Annotated in this window: 19 protein-coding genes and 1 pseudogene; 2 read left to right on the plus strand and 18 right to left on the minus strand. The window is 40.1% G+C overall.

Annotation, left to right across the window (positions count from 1 at the left end):
* Nucleotides 1-95, plus strand: a 95-nt coding sequence (locus tag AB1K80_RS13890) for an IS3 family transposase (protein WP_211062817.1), incomplete at its 5' end; no start/stop codon positions are given.
* A gap of 117 nt (nucleotides 96-212) precedes the next feature.
* Nucleotides 213-584: pseudogene (locus tag AB1K80_RS13895) on the plus strand (transposase); the annotation flags it as partial.
* 666 nt (nucleotides 585-1,250) lie between these two features.
* On the opposite strand, the gene AB1K80_RS13900 reads toward AB1K80_RS13895, so the two are convergent.
* The 18 genes from AB1K80_RS13900 to rplO all read right to left on the minus strand — a co-directional run bounded on the left by AB1K80_RS13900 (nucleotide 1,251) and on the right by rplO (nucleotide 15,032).
* The gene (locus AB1K80_RS13900) at nucleotides 1,251-2,336 is read right to left on the minus strand and encodes a serine hydrolase (protein WP_412857303.1); all 1,086 of its coding nucleotides are present in this window, start codon (nucleotides 2,334-2,336) and stop codon (nucleotides 1,251-1,253) included.
* A 548-nt stretch (nucleotides 2,337-2,884) separates the two neighbouring features.
* Entirely contained in the window at nucleotides 2,885-3,559 is a 675-nt protein-coding gene (locus AB1K80_RS13905) for a hypothetical protein (protein ID WP_412857304.1), read from the minus strand.
* An 894-nt stretch (nucleotides 3,560-4,453) separates the two neighbouring features.
* Nucleotides 4,454-4,846, minus strand: a complete 393-nt coding sequence (gene rpsI, locus AB1K80_RS13910) for a 30S ribosomal protein S9 (protein WP_003217273.1) — start codon at nucleotides 4,844-4,846, stop codon at nucleotides 4,454-4,456.
* A gap of 20 nt (nucleotides 4,847-4,866) precedes the next feature.
* The gene (rplM, locus tag AB1K80_RS13915; protein ID WP_412857306.1) at nucleotides 4,867-5,304 is read right to left on the minus strand and encodes a 50S ribosomal protein L13; all 438 of its coding nucleotides are present in this window, start codon (nucleotides 5,302-5,304) and stop codon (nucleotides 4,867-4,869) included.
* A 164-nt stretch (nucleotides 5,305-5,468) separates the two neighbouring features.
* On the minus strand, nucleotides 5,469-6,212 hold the full coding sequence (gene truA, locus AB1K80_RS13920; RefSeq protein WP_412857307.1) for a tRNA pseudouridine(38-40) synthase TruA: 744 nt from the start codon (nucleotides 6,210-6,212) through the stop codon (nucleotides 5,469-5,471).
* An 11-nt stretch (nucleotides 6,213-6,223) separates the two neighbouring features.
* Entirely contained in the window at nucleotides 6,224-7,021 is a 798-nt protein-coding gene (locus AB1K80_RS13925; protein ID WP_412857308.1) for an energy-coupling factor transporter transmembrane component T family protein, read from the minus strand.
* Nucleotides 7,018-7,887, minus strand: coding sequence for an energy-coupling factor ABC transporter ATP-binding protein (locus AB1K80_RS13930; protein WP_412857310.1), 870 nt, complete (start codon nucleotides 7,885-7,887; stop codon nucleotides 7,018-7,020). The genes AB1K80_RS13925 and AB1K80_RS13930 overlap by 4 nt, the downstream gene beginning before the upstream one ends.
* Entirely contained in the window at nucleotides 7,863-8,705 is an 843-nt protein-coding gene (locus AB1K80_RS13935) for an energy-coupling factor ABC transporter ATP-binding protein (protein ID WP_412857311.1), read from the minus strand. Before AB1K80_RS13935 ends, AB1K80_RS13930 begins: the two co-directional genes overlap by 25 nt.
* Before the next feature lie 123 nt (nucleotides 8,706-8,828).
* The gene (gene rplQ / locus AB1K80_RS13940; protein ID WP_003216944.1) at nucleotides 8,829-9,191 is read right to left on the minus strand and encodes a 50S ribosomal protein L17; all 363 of its coding nucleotides are present in this window, start codon (nucleotides 9,189-9,191) and stop codon (nucleotides 8,829-8,831) included.
* A gap of 74 nt (nucleotides 9,192-9,265) precedes the next feature.
* Nucleotides 9,266-10,210 carry a DNA-directed RNA polymerase subunit alpha gene (locus tag AB1K80_RS13945; RefSeq protein ID WP_412857312.1) on the minus strand — a complete coding sequence of 315 codons (945 nt, stop codon included), beginning with the start codon at nucleotides 10,208-10,210 and terminating at the stop codon, nucleotides 9,266-9,268.
* A gap of 176 nt (nucleotides 10,211-10,386) precedes the next feature.
* Nucleotides 10,387-10,782 carry a 30S ribosomal protein S11 gene (rpsK, locus tag AB1K80_RS13950; protein WP_076762565.1) on the minus strand — a complete coding sequence of 132 codons (396 nt, stop codon included), beginning with the start codon at nucleotides 10,780-10,782 and terminating at the stop codon, nucleotides 10,387-10,389.
* Nucleotides 10,783-10,802: 20 nt separating this feature from the next.
* Entirely contained in the window at nucleotides 10,803-11,168 is a 366-nt protein-coding gene (gene rpsM / locus AB1K80_RS13955; RefSeq protein WP_003217023.1) for a 30S ribosomal protein S13, read from the minus strand.
* A gap of 21 nt (nucleotides 11,169-11,189) precedes the next feature.
* Nucleotides 11,190-11,303 (minus strand): 50S ribosomal protein L36, encoded by a 114-nt coding sequence (gene rpmJ / locus AB1K80_RS13960; protein ID WP_003156543.1) that lies wholly within the window; start codon nucleotides 11,301-11,303, stop codon nucleotides 11,190-11,192.
* Nucleotides 11,304-11,334: 31 nt separating this feature from the next.
* Nucleotides 11,335-11,553 carry a translation initiation factor IF-1 gene (gene infA, locus AB1K80_RS13965; RefSeq protein ID WP_003217190.1) on the minus strand — a complete coding sequence of 73 codons (219 nt, stop codon included), beginning with the start codon at nucleotides 11,551-11,553 and terminating at the stop codon, nucleotides 11,335-11,337.
* 292 nt (nucleotides 11,554-11,845) lie between these two features.
* The gene (map, locus tag AB1K80_RS13970) at nucleotides 11,846-12,592 is read right to left on the minus strand and encodes a type I methionyl aminopeptidase (protein ID WP_412857314.1); all 747 of its coding nucleotides are present in this window, start codon (nucleotides 12,590-12,592) and stop codon (nucleotides 11,846-11,848) included.
* Nucleotides 12,589-13,242, minus strand: a complete 654-nt coding sequence (locus AB1K80_RS13975; protein ID WP_412857315.1) for an adenylate kinase — start codon at nucleotides 13,240-13,242, stop codon at nucleotides 12,589-12,591. The genes map and AB1K80_RS13975 overlap by 4 nt, the downstream gene beginning before the upstream one ends.
* Before the next feature lie 55 nt (nucleotides 13,243-13,297).
* Entirely contained in the window at nucleotides 13,298-14,590 is a 1,293-nt protein-coding gene (gene secY, locus AB1K80_RS13980; protein ID WP_412857316.1) for a preprotein translocase subunit SecY, read from the minus strand.
* Between the two features lies 1 nt (nucleotide 14,591).
* Nucleotides 14,592-15,032 carry a 50S ribosomal protein L15 gene (gene rplO, locus AB1K80_RS13985; protein WP_412857317.1) on the minus strand — a complete coding sequence of 147 codons (441 nt, stop codon included), beginning with the start codon at nucleotides 15,030-15,032 and terminating at the stop codon, nucleotides 14,592-14,594.
* Nucleotides 15,033-15,047: the final 15 nt, after the last annotated feature.

Raw genomic sequence — 15,047 nt, forward strand, 5'->3', positions numbered from 1 at the left:
CTGTCAAAGAATACATTTATTATTATAACAACATTCGTATTCAAACAAAACTAAACAACCAATCACCGATAAACTATAGGCAGTTGGCTGTATAAAGGTGTTTTTGATCCCTGTCTCAAAAACGGGGGTCAGTCCCCGCATTTTGCTGGTGCTTTTTTATCTAAACTTGAAGAAGATAGAAGTAACAACTAGAAGTAGTATTTTTGGATTAATTAGTTCCCGAAGGTCACCTTGTGTAAAAAATTGACTAATCCATCGATTTTGATTTCGTTTATGATCTTGTCAAAGAACTTATAGTCCTGACAACAATAGACCAAGTGTTGATCCCGTTGTTCTCATTATAATGGTTTTGATCCAATATTTATTTGGAGTTCGTCCTCTATGCATCAAACGATTAAAGAAATTGAAACAAATGTAGCTTACCGTTGGTTTATTGGTTAAGGATTTACCGAGAAAACTCCGTTACTATTCCACCTTTAAATTACCTGAGACGTTTCAACGATACAGATTTATTTGAACAAATTTATTATCGCATTTTAAGAGGGGCAATGAAAAGTGAGTACGTTGTTCTTTCTATCGCGTTTAGGTTTTCTTTTAGGGTGACTTGTCACTGCTGCAAATGTACATGATATTCCTATATTAAATTCACTCGTATCAAAGATATAGAGAGTGAAAAAACCAAACCCAGTCGCAGTAGATGCTGGATATAAAACACCCGTACGCTAAGTTTTTAATGGATCAAGACAGAAGGCTCGTTATGCCACGTACATGACGCACATTTTGATTGTTACATTTGCCTAAACGGCCAAATCCTTTCTTATCAGACAATAAAGAGAGAGCCAGAGATGGGGTATAAGCAATATCCGTTCGATTCAGAAGTAAGTAAGAACTGCTCTTTTCTATAGAATCGTACACAAAATCAAAACCATGCCAAGTAGATTCATCGCCATATTTGGTAGGATTACTCAGATAAAACAAAACATCTCAGGCACACGCAATTAAATAAAACCATCTAAATACAAAAGAAAAGCAAAGTATGCATTGGACAAAGCTTCATAAGCTTGATGCAGGCAATACTTACTTTCACTGCAAAGAATCTCAAAAAAACTAGCAAACTGGACATGGCAAGGATCATGTCCAACGTAAGAGATCTTATAGATATTATCAACATAAGTAAAAACTCCACTTTTACTTGAAGTAAAGGTGAGATTTGTCTACGGATTGAATAGAGGGATGTGACCCTCTGTTTTTTATGTTGATGTAGTAAAAGCTTGAATCAATCGTTGCCGAAAGTTTTGGTCAATAGCTGTAGTCACCATAAATTCATTGAATACGCCTCCAATCCAGTGCGAGTTCCTCGCTTTCGGATCATTAATAAAAAGAGAAATGGACATAGACGACGTATCCGTTTTTCGATATAAAGCCGCTGTGAAGACAAACATTGTTGAACCACCTTTATACCAAAGATATTGATCTGCTTCCGTCAACAATTTTTCTCCGAGTACAATTTGGCTAAAAAGACTTTTTTCCTCTGTTGTTAACAGCTCATCATGCAGGCGTTTCATAAAATGTGCGTATTCATGTGTGGTCGACTTCGTCTGCTTTTGCGTCAGAAATGATTGAATACGAAAGCTTAATAAATTCTTTTTCATCATTTTTTCTTCTAACGCCTTTTTATGGTCTGGATCATTTTTCATGATATTGAATATCTCATTCATCAATGATTGATATTGCTCATCAGATACCCTACTCATTTGCTTCAATGCATCCCGCCGATGATCAGATATATAGGATGACCACAAAAGCTTAGGCGTCAGCGGCACCAGTTCATCATGTTTTGTAAGACCTGCTTGTTCCAGTCGATCATTGATCTCTTCTAAACCTAACCGATCAATTAGATAATCGGTACATGCATTTGAACTGACTTGTATCATCCCTTTTGCTACATCCAGCAATGGAGCATGATCAGAAAAACCATTGACCTCTAACCAGTACTTGTGTGCACCTCCGTCTGTTCTATCAATATAAAACCGCTCTACATCAGACAATACTACTTGTTCATCTAGCTTGATGTCGCCACTGGAAACAGCTTTGACAAAGTGATATAAAACCAATAATTTCACCGTACTCGCAAGCGGTGTTTTCTGATCACCATTCCAATCTAACACCACATCTTCATTTTCAATGATTGTCACTGATACGTCCTTTTTGTTTTTGATGACAAATGTCATAAGATCTTCTTTTGTTTTCTTCATGTCTCTTTTATACAAGATGACTTCAACTACTACGTAAAGAATAGCAGCACCTATGAGAGCTAGGACAATTTTGAGCAACATAATTTCCTCTCCTAGTAAACAGATAGTCTTCACATTTAATATAACAAATATTTCAAATTAGGGTATGACTGTTTGATAGATAGACGTCTACCAAATCGTTACCACTAAAAGGTGATCACTGTTGCTGTTCTCATTCAAAAAGAATTCTTGTAACATTCTAAATTGACTAGAAAAATTATGAAGAACAAAAAGACAGACTCACGGAACACAAGATGAGATAAGCAACCGAAAGTACCTAGGGGAATTGGTTCCTCAAGTTCATTTTGGGCGAAAAATTGATTAAGTCATCGATTTTAATTTTATCTATGATCTTGTCAAAGACCATTATAGTTCTCACAACCATAAATTTGATAAAGAAAAATCAATGTACTAACTACGTTTTTGAAGCAGGTGAATTTCTCCGATCATAATCTAGCAATATAAACTTAATTTCGTAATAAGAGGTTTTTCTAGTATGGGTGTTACATGAGGAAAACTTTAGGTGGGATATAAAGCTGTCGATTTTTCTCGACAGCTTTATAATAGTCTGTTTGCTTGCTTTTTTCTAATTATTTACTCCAAATAGAACTTAACTTTCCTTTAGCATCACAATAAATAGTATTTGAGTGACTAAAAGATTTGAAATTTACACCAACTGGATTAATTCCATACTTTATTTTACCTTTGAATGTATTCTTAACATATGATTTAGCACTTTTTTCACTTTTCTTTGAACTAGTAGATACAGTCCATCCTTTTCCTTCATAAGAAGCATAAGCATTAATAGGCTTAGAAGTAAAACCATTCACCTCAAAAACACCAACACTCTTCAACGTTAAAATAGTTGAACCCTTAGCATTTTTAAGTAACATTTGTTTAGTAACTTTTACAATTTGAGACTTGCTCTTTTTAGCCTTAGATACCATTTCCATATTATAAATAGTCGATGAACTCTCTGCTAATGAAGATGGCAGTATAAACCCTGAGGTCTTCTCTAGACTTTTCTCCAAAAAGAGGTTATCACTCACTCTCACTTGTTCAGTATTTTTCTCATTATCTATTTTTTGCATTCCATCTTCTAAAATTCCCCCTAAATTGTTCAATTCTTCTGTACTAATATTTAGTTGTTGAGCAAATTTTTTGTTTTGTTCATTAGGGTAAGATTCCGCAAAAGCCATTTGATTGAAAGTAAAACTAGACAATAGCAACAGAATACCTACAGCAAAAGATAATAATTTCTTCATAAATACCTCCAAATTATTGAATAATTATAAGACAAATAATATAGAGATAAATTACCTATGTAAATAATATCTAATGTAAATTAAGGTGGTTTTAAGAATTACCATTTTGTTACACTATTAAATCTGAAATAGTTATACCTCAGGAATAATTGCATGCCAATGGATGTTAATTATTCTCTTCAAAATTATTTGTATTCTAAATATTTGAAAAACCGATTATTCTAGTTTTTAATGCTTCAATGAACGCCTAACATTTCATATCGTTAACATATCAGATGCTTTTTAAAATTTGCCCCCTATTTCAATATATCTAGGCTTTATACTTGAAATGGACAATGTGACATTAATCAATCATTCAGTTCCTATAGAATGATAAGGATTATATAATTAACCCTTTTTGTCTATCAACCTTTCCGAAATGTCATCAGTGTCTATATAAGTCATAGCACCTTCGTTGGCTCTTGTTATTAATAAAGCACAATGTCCTATTCCTCCAATATCGCTTCGCTATAACTCCTCCAGTTTCAGTTGTTAAACTTGTTTCTTCCTTAATCTTTCTATAAATGGCTTCTTTAAGACATTCTCCCCGTTCCACTACCGACAAAAAGTGACCATCCTGACCGTAATTTTATGCATACGTTAAATCGAATCCGTAATTTCTAATCGTCCCTAAATATTTTAAAAGTCTATTTCAATTTTAGGTTTTTCCTCCAATAATAAAAATTATTTAATCAACACATCCTCTCCCTCTCATGTATCGTTCTATGTGAAATCCACCCCGCATATATATTAACTGGAATTAATGACAGAAAAAAGCACCAGCATTTTGCTGGTGCTTTTTTTGGTTTGTCAGTAACAGACCTCTGTCTGACGTCCATAACAAAATAAATTCGATTAACGCTTCGAGAACTGAGGAGCTCTACGTGCGCCTTTAAGACCGTATTTCTTACGCTCTTTCATACGAGGGTCACGAGTAAGAAGTCCAGCACGTTTAAGTGATGTACGGTACTCAGGATCTACTTCTAGAAGAGCACGAGAGATACCGTGACGAATTGCTCCAGCTTGACCAGAGAATCCACCACCGTGAACAGTTACAAGAACATCGTAGCTGTTAGCTGTTTCTGTGATGTTCAAAGGCTGTTTCACGTCTTCGATTAAAGCAGCGAATGGAATGTATTCAGTAATTTCACGATTATTAACGACGATACGGCCTTCACCTGGAACTAAGCGAACGCGCGCTACAGAACTTTTACGACGACCTGTACCGTAATATTGAACCTGTGCCAAATTGTTAACCTCCCTTTTAATTAACCGCGAAGTTCGTAAACTTCAGGTTGTTGTGCTTGATGTGGATGCTCAGAACCACGGTACACATTTAATTTTTTGAACATTTGACGTCCTAGTGGACCTTTTGGAAGCATACCTTTGATAGCAAGCTCCAACATTTTTTCAGGGTAGTTTGTACGCATCTCAAGAGCAGTTCTTTGTTTCAAACCACCTGGATGATTCGTGTGACGGTAGTAAATTTTATCAGCTAATTTATTACCAGTTAATTCGATTTTCTCAGCATTGATGATGATGACGTGATCACCTGTATCAACATGAGGTGTATAAGTTGGTTTGTGCTTACCGCGCAAAAGTGATGCTACTTCAGTAGAAAGACGACCTAGAGTCTTGCCTGCCGCATCAACAACTAGCCATTTGCGCTCAATTGTGCTTGCGTTCGCCATTGGTGTTGTACGCATGAGTTTCCCTCCTAAATAAATCAATGATTTTTCCTTGAATCAAGTGCTACGTTCTATTTCAAAACACAGATAAGTTTCCGGGGCTTATTTGTGGGGTTGAAATACATACCATAGGATATCTTATAACTTTCTGCTTCTTGTGTCAAGAATATGTTACACCAGGTTTAGTTGTCATAGAAAACTTCCCATAGGTACAGTCCGTGACTAGGAGCAGTCTTGCCTGCCGCTTCTCGATTTCGGGCGGCAAGCATGGTTTTTACGTCCTGAGGGTGAAATTTACCAGCGCCAACGTCGAGTAATGTGCCAGCGATAATTCGCACCATGTTGTATAAAAAGCCATTACCCTTCACACGCATTTCAAGCCCGTCTGAGACGTTTTTCCATTCAAGGGTGTAAATATCCCTCACCTTGTCTTGAACCTCTGTATTGGCCGCACAAAAGCTTGTGAAGTCATGTGTACCAATTAGGTGCCCAGCAGCTTCTTTCATTTTCTCGACATCTAGCTCGTAAGGGTAGTGACAGGCGTAGAGTCTTGTAAATACATTTTGGTGCGTTTCGGTTGAGACTCGGTAGCGATACTCCTTCGATACCACACTAAACCTTGCGTGAAACGACTCGTCCACTTCTTCCGCCTTTAAAATACGGATGTCATCAGGCAGTAAGCTATTGAGAGCAAACGGCCACCGTTTCATCGGAATTGTGAGCGGGGTCTCAAAATGGATGACCTGTCCTTTTGCGTGGACACCACTATCCGTACGACCAGATGCCACAACAGGGATTGGTTCCTCTTGTTTATGCATTCTCGCAAGCGCGGACTCAATCTCCGTCTGAACGGTTCTCTGCCCAGGCTGAACTTGATAGCCTTTGAATTTTGTCCCATCGTAGGAAACGGTACATTTTACCTTCATCTAGGAATCACCTAATTTCTGAAAAGCACAAGAAGTGCGATTAACAGGATGAAGAGGAGGAGTGTAAACGTATCTTTCATGCCCCAGACAAGCTGGCGATACTTTGTGCGCCCTTCTCCCCCTCGGTAGCCTCTTGCTTCCATTGCGGTCGCCAATTCCTCCGCACGCTTAAATGCACTGACGAACAGAGGGACAAGTAACGGAACGATTGCCTTCATGCGATCTTTCAATGGTCCGCTTGTAAAATCTACACCTCTTGCCATTTGTGCCTTCATGATTTTATCTGTCTCTTCTAGTAAAGTCGGAATAAATCGAAGAGAGATTGACATCATAAGTGCAAGCTCGTGAACAGGCAGTTTGATTTTACGAAATGGGTGCAACAATTTTTCCATGCCATCTGTGACTTCTATAGGCGTTGTGGTTAACGTGAGAAGGGTCGTCATCATGATGAGATACACAAAACGTAATGAAATGAAGATCCCTTGTTTTAAACCCTCTTCATAAATATTAAGAAACCCAAATTGGAACAGCAAGGCGCCATCCTTTGTCATGAAAATATGCAAAATAAAAGTGAACAGGACAATCCAAAAGATCGGCTTCATTCCCTTGAGAATAAAGTAAAGTGGCACCTGTGACACCATCACCACTAGAAGCGTGAACACCCCTAACACTCCGTAAGTGATATAGTTATTGGCAAAAAAGACAATAAAAACGAAAAAGAAAATTGATAATAGCTTTGTCCTTGGATCAAGTCGATGGACAAAAGATGAACCAGGCACATATTTGCCGATAATCATACTATCCATCATGATGTCGTTTCCTCCTGAAAAAGAGTTGTTAAGGCGTCTGCCATTTCCTCCATCGTCAGAAGTGGTTTTGGAAATTGAATGCCTAGCTTTTCTTCCACAGCCTGCTGGAATTTTATTGTTTCCGGTAGGTCGAGGCCAAATGAAGACATGTCTGTGCGGTTGGCAAACAATTCCCTCGGCGTACCTGTCGCTTTCACTGTTCCCTTATGCATGACGATCATTTGATCGGCATAGTGGGCTGCATCCTCCATACTGTGTGTGACCAGAATCGTGGTGAGGTTGGCTTTTTGATGAAGTTCATAAAACATGTCCATGATTTCTTTCCGTCCGCGTGGATCTAGACCGGCAGTCGGTTCATCGAGCACAAGAACCTCCGGCTCCATTGCGAGTACACCAGCAATCGCCACACGTCTCATTTGACCACCACTTAATTCAAAGGGTGATCGAGATAGTAGTGATTCTGACAGACCGACTAGTTTGAGCATCTCTTTCGCTTTTGCCTCTGCTTTTTCTTGAGAAACGCCAAAGTTCATCGGACCAAAGCAAATATCCTTCAAAATGGTTTCTTCAAAGAGCTGATGTTCCGGAAACTGAAACACGATGCCTACTTTTTTTCGGATAGATTTTAAATCCTTTTGCTTTTTGTTGGCTTGTAAAACCGTATCCCCAAGCGTAATGCTCCCTTTGGTCGGTTTGAGCAGTCCATTTAAATGTTGCAGCAATGTCGACTTACCAGAGCCCGTATGACCAATGACAGCGACATAGCTGCCCTCTTTGATGGACACATTGACATCATACAAAGCGAGGCGCTCAAACGGCGTTTTCATTTGATACCGATGCTCTAATTCTTTGATCGTAATGTCCATAGCTCTTTCACCAATCCTTCTTGTGTCAAATGGGCATTTGCAAGCGGCACACCTTGCTGCTTTAACTGTTTACTCAACCGATGGGAAAATGGTAGATCCAGTCCGATTTGAACAAGCTGTTCATCTAGCTCAAATACTTCCTCTGGTGTTCCCTCGGCAAATTTCTTACCACCATTCATCACAATGACACGATCGGCCTTAGCAGCTTCATCTAAATCATGTGTGATGGAAATGACCGTAACGGTTCCTTGCTCCTTTAACAATCTGACCGTTTCTAATACTTCTTCACGGCCAATCGGATCAAGCATGGATGTTGCTTCATCCAAAATCATAATGTCAGGGCTTCCGGCAAGCACACCTGCAATGGCTACTCTCTGCTTTTGCCCGCCTGATAGATGGTGCGGCTCTTGATCAAGAAACTCCTGCATATTGACCTGTTTCACAGCCCAATCTACACGTTCTATCATCAATTCCCGCTCAACCCCGTTGTTTTCTAAACCAAAAGCCACATCATCACGAACCGTTGAGCCAACGAATTGGTTATCTGGATTTTGAAAGACCATTCCGACTTTTTTGCGAATATCCCAGACACTGTCTTCTTTGAGCTCAATCTCACCAACCTTTACCGTACCAGCATCCGGTAAAATAAGACCATTCAGCACACGGGCAAGTGTGGATTTACCTGACCCGTTATGACCAACAATCGCTAGCCATTCATTTTGATTCACATGCAATGACACTTGATCTAAAGCGGGCTTGTCTGCTTCTTTATGATAACGAAATACAATATCCTTTACATCAATTAATGTCTTTCCCATCTCTACCGGACCTCCTCTCAGCTCAACCTCTTCTTTGCTTGTCCTAAAAAGCCGTAGTATCTAAAAAAGGGCATAGATCCAGTTATGAACTGTCCCGCCCTTTCTTAGATACACGATATGTGATTAAACTAATTCAATGACAGCCATTGGTGCGCCATCGCCGCGACGAGGTCCAAGCTTCATGATACGAGTGTATCCACCTTGGCGGTCTTCGTAGCGAGTTGCAACGTCAGCGAACAATTTTTGAAGTGCATCTTGGTTTGTTTCAGCGTTAGCTACTTCATTACGGATGTAAGCTGCAGCTTGACGGCGAGCATGAAGATCTCCGCGTTTGCCAAGAGTGATCATTTTTTCAACAACAGAGCGAAGTTCTTTCGCACGTGTTTCAGTTGTTTCAATGCGCTCGTTGATGATCAAATCAGTTGTTAGGTCACGAAGCATTGCTTTACGTTGTGCACTAGTGCGTCCTAGCTTTCTGTATGCCATGTATGTCCCCTCCTTAATTAGAGATGCTGTATGAATAAAAAACACACGAAAATCCTAGTTCACAATGAAACTAGTCAATCGTCTTTACGAAGTCCTAGTCCAAGTTCTTCTAGTTTCGCTTTCACTTCTTCAAGAGATTTACGTCCAAGGTTACGAACTTTCATCATATCCTCTTCTGTCTTGTTAGCAAGCTCTTGAACCGTGTTAATACCCGCACGCTTCAAACAGTTGTAAGAACGAACAGAAAGATCAAGCTCTTCAATTGTCATTTCAAGCACTTTTTCTTTTTGGTCTTCTTCTTTTTCAACCATGATTTCAGCATGTTGAGCTTCGTCAGTTAAACCAACGAAAATATTAAGATGTTCAGTTAAAATCTTAGAACCTAGAGCGATCGCTTCTTTCGGTCCTGTGCTTCCATCAGTCCATACATCTAGTGTCAATTTATCATAGTTTGTGATTTGCCCAACACGGGTATTCTCCACTTGATAAGTCACACGAGATACTGGTGTATAGATTGAGTCAATCGGAATCACACCGATTGGCTGATCGTCTCTTTTGTTTGTATCAGCAGGACTATACCCGCGACCTCTTTGTGCAGTTAGACGAACGCGGAAGCTCGCATTCTGACCAAGAGTTGCGATCTGAAGATCTGGATTTAAGATTTCAATATCGCTGTCGTGTGTAATATCAGCAGCTGTTACAATACCTTCATCTTGTACATCAATTTCAAGCGTCTTCTCTTCTTCAGAGTAGATTTTGAGTGCAAGCTTTTTAATGTTTAAGATAATCGTTGTAACATCTTCAACCACGCCTTCGATCGTTGAGAATTCGTGTAAGACTCCATCTATCTGGATCGATGTTACAGCTGCACCAGGAAGTGAGGATAAAAGGATACGACGAAGGGAGTTCCCTAAAGTGGTACCATATCCACGCTCAAGTGGCTCTACGACAAACTTGCCATACTTGGCATCGTCGCTGATTTCAACCGTTTCGATTTTTGGTTTTTCAATTTCGATCATCTAATAAAACCCTCCTTCAAAACGTCGAAACCTCGGAATAGAATCATATGAGATTCCATCCGAAATTCCTCATTGTTTAGTCCCGTATGTGCTCAGGCAACGAGTCGTGTATTCGTCTCATAAATAACTGTATCATAACCCATTATTGACAGGGACACAAAATCTATACAAACAAATTACACGCGGCGACGTTTTGGTGGACGGCATCCGTTATGAGGAACTGGAGTTACGTCTCTGATTGCAGTAACTTCAAGACCTGCAGCTTGAAGCGCACGAATTGCAGCTTCACGACCAGAACCAGGACCTTTAACAGTTACTTCAAGTGTTTTAAGACCATGTTCGATAGAACCTTTAGCAGCAGTTTCAGCAGCCATTTGTGCAGCAAAAGGAGTCGATTTACGAGAACCTCTGAAACCTAATGCACCAGCACTTGACCAAGAAAGTGCGTTTCCATGAACATCTGTAATAGTGACAATCGTGTTGTTGAAAGTGGAACGGATATGAGCGATTCCAGCTTCAATATTCTTTTTCACGCGACGTTTACGCGTATTTGATTTACGAGCAGCAGCCATTCTTTAACTACCTCCTTTACTTATTTTTTCTTGTTAGCTACAGTACGACGCGGACCTTTACGAGTGCGCGCGTTATTTTTTGTGTTTTGTCCACGAACAGGAAGTCCTCTGCGATGACGGATTCCGCGGTAGCTTCCGATTTCAATTAGACGCTTAATGTTAAGGGATACTTCACGACGAAGGTCACCTTCTACTTTAAGTTTGTCAATGATATCACGGATTTTACCAAGTTCGTCTTCAGTTAGATCGCGAACGCGAGTGTCTTCAGAAACACCTGCTTCTTTAAGGACTTGTTGAGCAGTCGTACGACCAATTCCAAAAACATATGTTAAAGAAATGACAACACGCTTATCACGTGGAATATCTACACCAGCAATACGAGCCATGATTTGGGCACCTCCTTGTTATTAGCCTTGTTTTTGTTTATGTTTTGGGTTTTCACAGATCACCATTACTTTTCCTTTTCTGCGAATCACTTTACATTTTTCACAGATAGGTTTAACAGATGGTCTCACTTTCATGTGTTTCCAACCTCCTTCTTCCGGAGTTGCTTTATTTGTAACGGTACGTAATTCTACCACGAGTTAAGTCATATGGAGATAATTCTACCGTAACTTTGTCTCCAGGTAAAATGCGAATGAAGTGCATACGGATTTTTCCGGATACGTGCGCCAAAACTGTATGACCATTCTCTAGTTCAACTTTGAACATTGCGTTTGGCAAAGTTTCAGCTACAGTGCCTTCCACTTCAATTACATCGTCTTTCGCCATTCAATTGTTCTCCCTTCTTCAAATCAGTAACTTGCTCACTGATAAATGTGCAAAAGAGGGTCTCTCAATTGTCCATCTATCAACCGACCTGTTTTGAATATACTGTTCTGAACTTCCGGAGATACGCAATCATAAAAGGTTACATGATTGATATATTTTTCTGAGGAGAATGAAATTTACGCTTTTCTCCGCCTGCGATAAGTACATGGCAGTCATCGAACATGTCGTTGATAACGATATACTGATGTTGCTTTTCCTAAAAAGGGCTTTCGAATTAGGCTTCAGTGAAGACCTAAATCTTAGTCAGTATATCAAAGCCTGTATCTGTAATCGCAATCGTATGCTCGAAGTGAGCACACTTTTTCCCATCAACCGTTACAACCGTCCAGTTATCAGCCAGTGTTTTCACATATCGGCTGCCTGCGTTCACCATCGGTTCGATGGCCAACACCATTCCAGGTTTTAGCCGTGGGCCTTTGTTTGGCGGACCATAATGAGGAATTTGAGGGTCCTCATGAAGATCCTGTCCGACCCCATGTCCAACATATTCTCTAACAACTGAGAAATTCTCACCTTCAACATACGTTTGTATGGCATGGGAAATGTTTGACAGACGTTCGCCTGGCTTTGCTTCCTGTAAGCCTTTATATAGAGATTCCTCTGTGACTTCCAGTAGTTTACGGTCCTCATCACTGATTCCCCCAACTGGATACGTCCAAGCAGAGTCACCATGATAGCCATTTAACTTTGCACCGATATCGATACTAATGATGTCTCCATCACGTAAAACCCGTTTACCAGGTATACCGTGAACGAGTTCTTCATTCACCGAAACGCAAATGCTCCCGCGAAAACCATTATACCCTTTAAAAGATGGGATTGCACCCTGCTTTGTGATAAAACGTTCGGCAATTTGATCCAATTCTTTTGTCGAAATACCTGGTTTTATATGTTTCTTCAGCTCTTCATGAGTCAGCGCAACAATACGTCCAGCTTCTCTCATAATCTCAAGCTCGCGAGGAGTTTTACAGATAATCATTTACTTAATCCTCCAAGCAGGTCCTTGATATCTGTGTATACATCGTTAATGTGCTTCGCACCATCGATGTTTACTAGATATCCTTTTTCTGAATAGAAGTTCAGTAAAGGTTCAGTCTGCTTTAGGTTTACTTCAAGTCTAGTCGAAACAGTTTCTGCATTATCATCTGCACGTTGATAAAGCTCTCCGCCACACTTATCGCAAACATTTTCTTTCGCAGGTGGATTGAAAACCAAATGATATGTTGATCCGCAATTTTTGCATATTCTTCGGCCAGTCAGACGCTCCATCAAAGCATCTTTATCGACTTTAATATTAATGACATAATCAATCGTTCTGCCAAGTTCCTTTAGAATACCTTCTAAGGCTTCAGCCTGAGCGACTGTTCGCGGAAATCCGTCCAGAAGAAAACCTTGTTCACAATCATTCTTGCCAAGTCTGTCTCTCACAATACCGATTGTGACCTCATCAGGAACAAGCTCTCCTTTATCAATAAAGGATTTTGCTTCGAGCCCAAGTTGTGTCTCCTCTTTCATAGCAGCACGGAACATATCTCCTGTTGAGATATGAGGGATCCCATATTCATCAACAATTCGTTCTGCCTGAGTGCCTTTACCAGCACCCGGAAGCCCCATTAAGACCAAGTTCATTTCGGATTTCCCCTTCCTAACTTAGAGAGGTTGGGCAAACGCCCAGCCCTCTGTTTTATTTCATAAATCCACGGTAGTTTCGTTTCACTAATTGGCTTTCAAGCTGTTTCATTGTTTCCAGTGCAACACCTACAACAATGAGAAGGCTTGTGCCGCCAATTTGTGCAGCGGAAGGTAATCCAGCGAATTGAATGAAAAAGATAGGAAGTATTGAAATCACAGCTAAGAAAATGGCACCCACAAACGTGAGTCGGTACAAAATACTCGTAATTCTATCTTGAGTCATTTTCCCTGGACGAACTCCCGGGATATAGCCACCCTGCTTTTGCAGATTTTCAGCCATTTGTTCAGGATTCACTTGAACAAAAGCATAAAAATATGTGAAAGCAACAATCAGTGCTACATAAATCGTCATACCGATTGGCTTAGTATAGTCAAAGTTGTTTGTTATCCAAGTCGTTACATCATTGGTTCCAAAGAACGAAGCAATCGTCTGTGGAGTAATGATGAAAGAAATGGCGAAGATGACCGGAATCACCCCAGCTGGATTCACTTTCAATGGTAGGTGCGTTGCTTGACTAGCAGACATTTGTGCACGACCTGTTCCTTTTGAGTATTGAATCGCAATTTTTCTTACAGCCATTTGGATGTAAATAACACCCACGACAATAACAAGAATTGCAAGAAGGATCAGTGCAATTTTTAGGATTTGCATGAACAACTGTCCATCTCCACCTACAAACTGCTGCGCGTACACTTGGTTTAATGTTTGAGGGATACCTGCGATGATACCGGCAAAGATAATAATCGAAATACCGTTACCAACACCGTGTGCAGTAATCTGCTCCCCGAGCCACATTAAAAATGCTGTTCCCGCAGTGAGTACGACCGCAATTAAGAGGTACGTTGACACACCAGGGTTTTCAATCAGCATGCCTCCTGCCATATTGTTGAATCCATATGACATTCCTATTGCCTGAATAAATCCTAGAACAATTGTAAAATACCTTGTGAATTGTGCTAATTTTCGGCGGCCAACTTCTCCTTGCTTTGACCACTCAGTAAACTTCGGAACCACATCCATCTGCAAGAGCTGAATGATGATTGAAGCAGTGATATACGGCATAATCCCCATTGCAAGAATGGAGAATTGGAAAAGTGCCCCGCCCCCAAACGTGTTGAGGATTCCGAAAACACTCATTTGATCCTGTGCCTGGAGAACTTCGGCGTTCACATTAGGCACAGGGATGAAAGCACCTATACGAAAGACGATTAACATTAGTAGTGTAAAGATAATCTTATTCCGTATATCTTTCACGCGCATAAAATTGGAGATTGTCTTAAACAAGTTAGATCACCTCGGCTGTACCGCCAGCAGCTTCAATCGCTTCTTTAGCAGAAGCTGAGAATTTATTGGCTTTTACAGTTAATTTTTTTTCTAATTTACCGTTGCCAAGAATTTTAACTCCTGCTTTTAACTTGCTTAATGTACCAGTCTCTAGAAGAAGTTCAGGAGTAACTTCCGTTCCTTCGTCAAAACTGTTTAATCTGTCTAAGTTGATTACCGCATAATCTTTACGGTTGATGTTTGTAAAACCACGTTTTGGAAGGCGTTGGAATAAAGGCATTTGTCCACCTTCGAAACCAGGGCGTACACCGCCACCAGAACGAGCGTTTTGACCTTTATGACCTTTACCAGAAGTTTTACCGTTACCTGATCCAATACCACGACCAACACGGTTGCGTACTTTACGTGAACCTTCTGAAGGCTTCAATTCATGAAGTTTCATTTGGGCACCTCCTTA

The sequence above is a fragment of the Bacillus sp. 179-C3.3 HS genome, from assembly GCF_047229225.1.
GTDB lineage: Bacteria > Bacillota > Bacilli > Bacillales > Bacillaceae > Bacillus.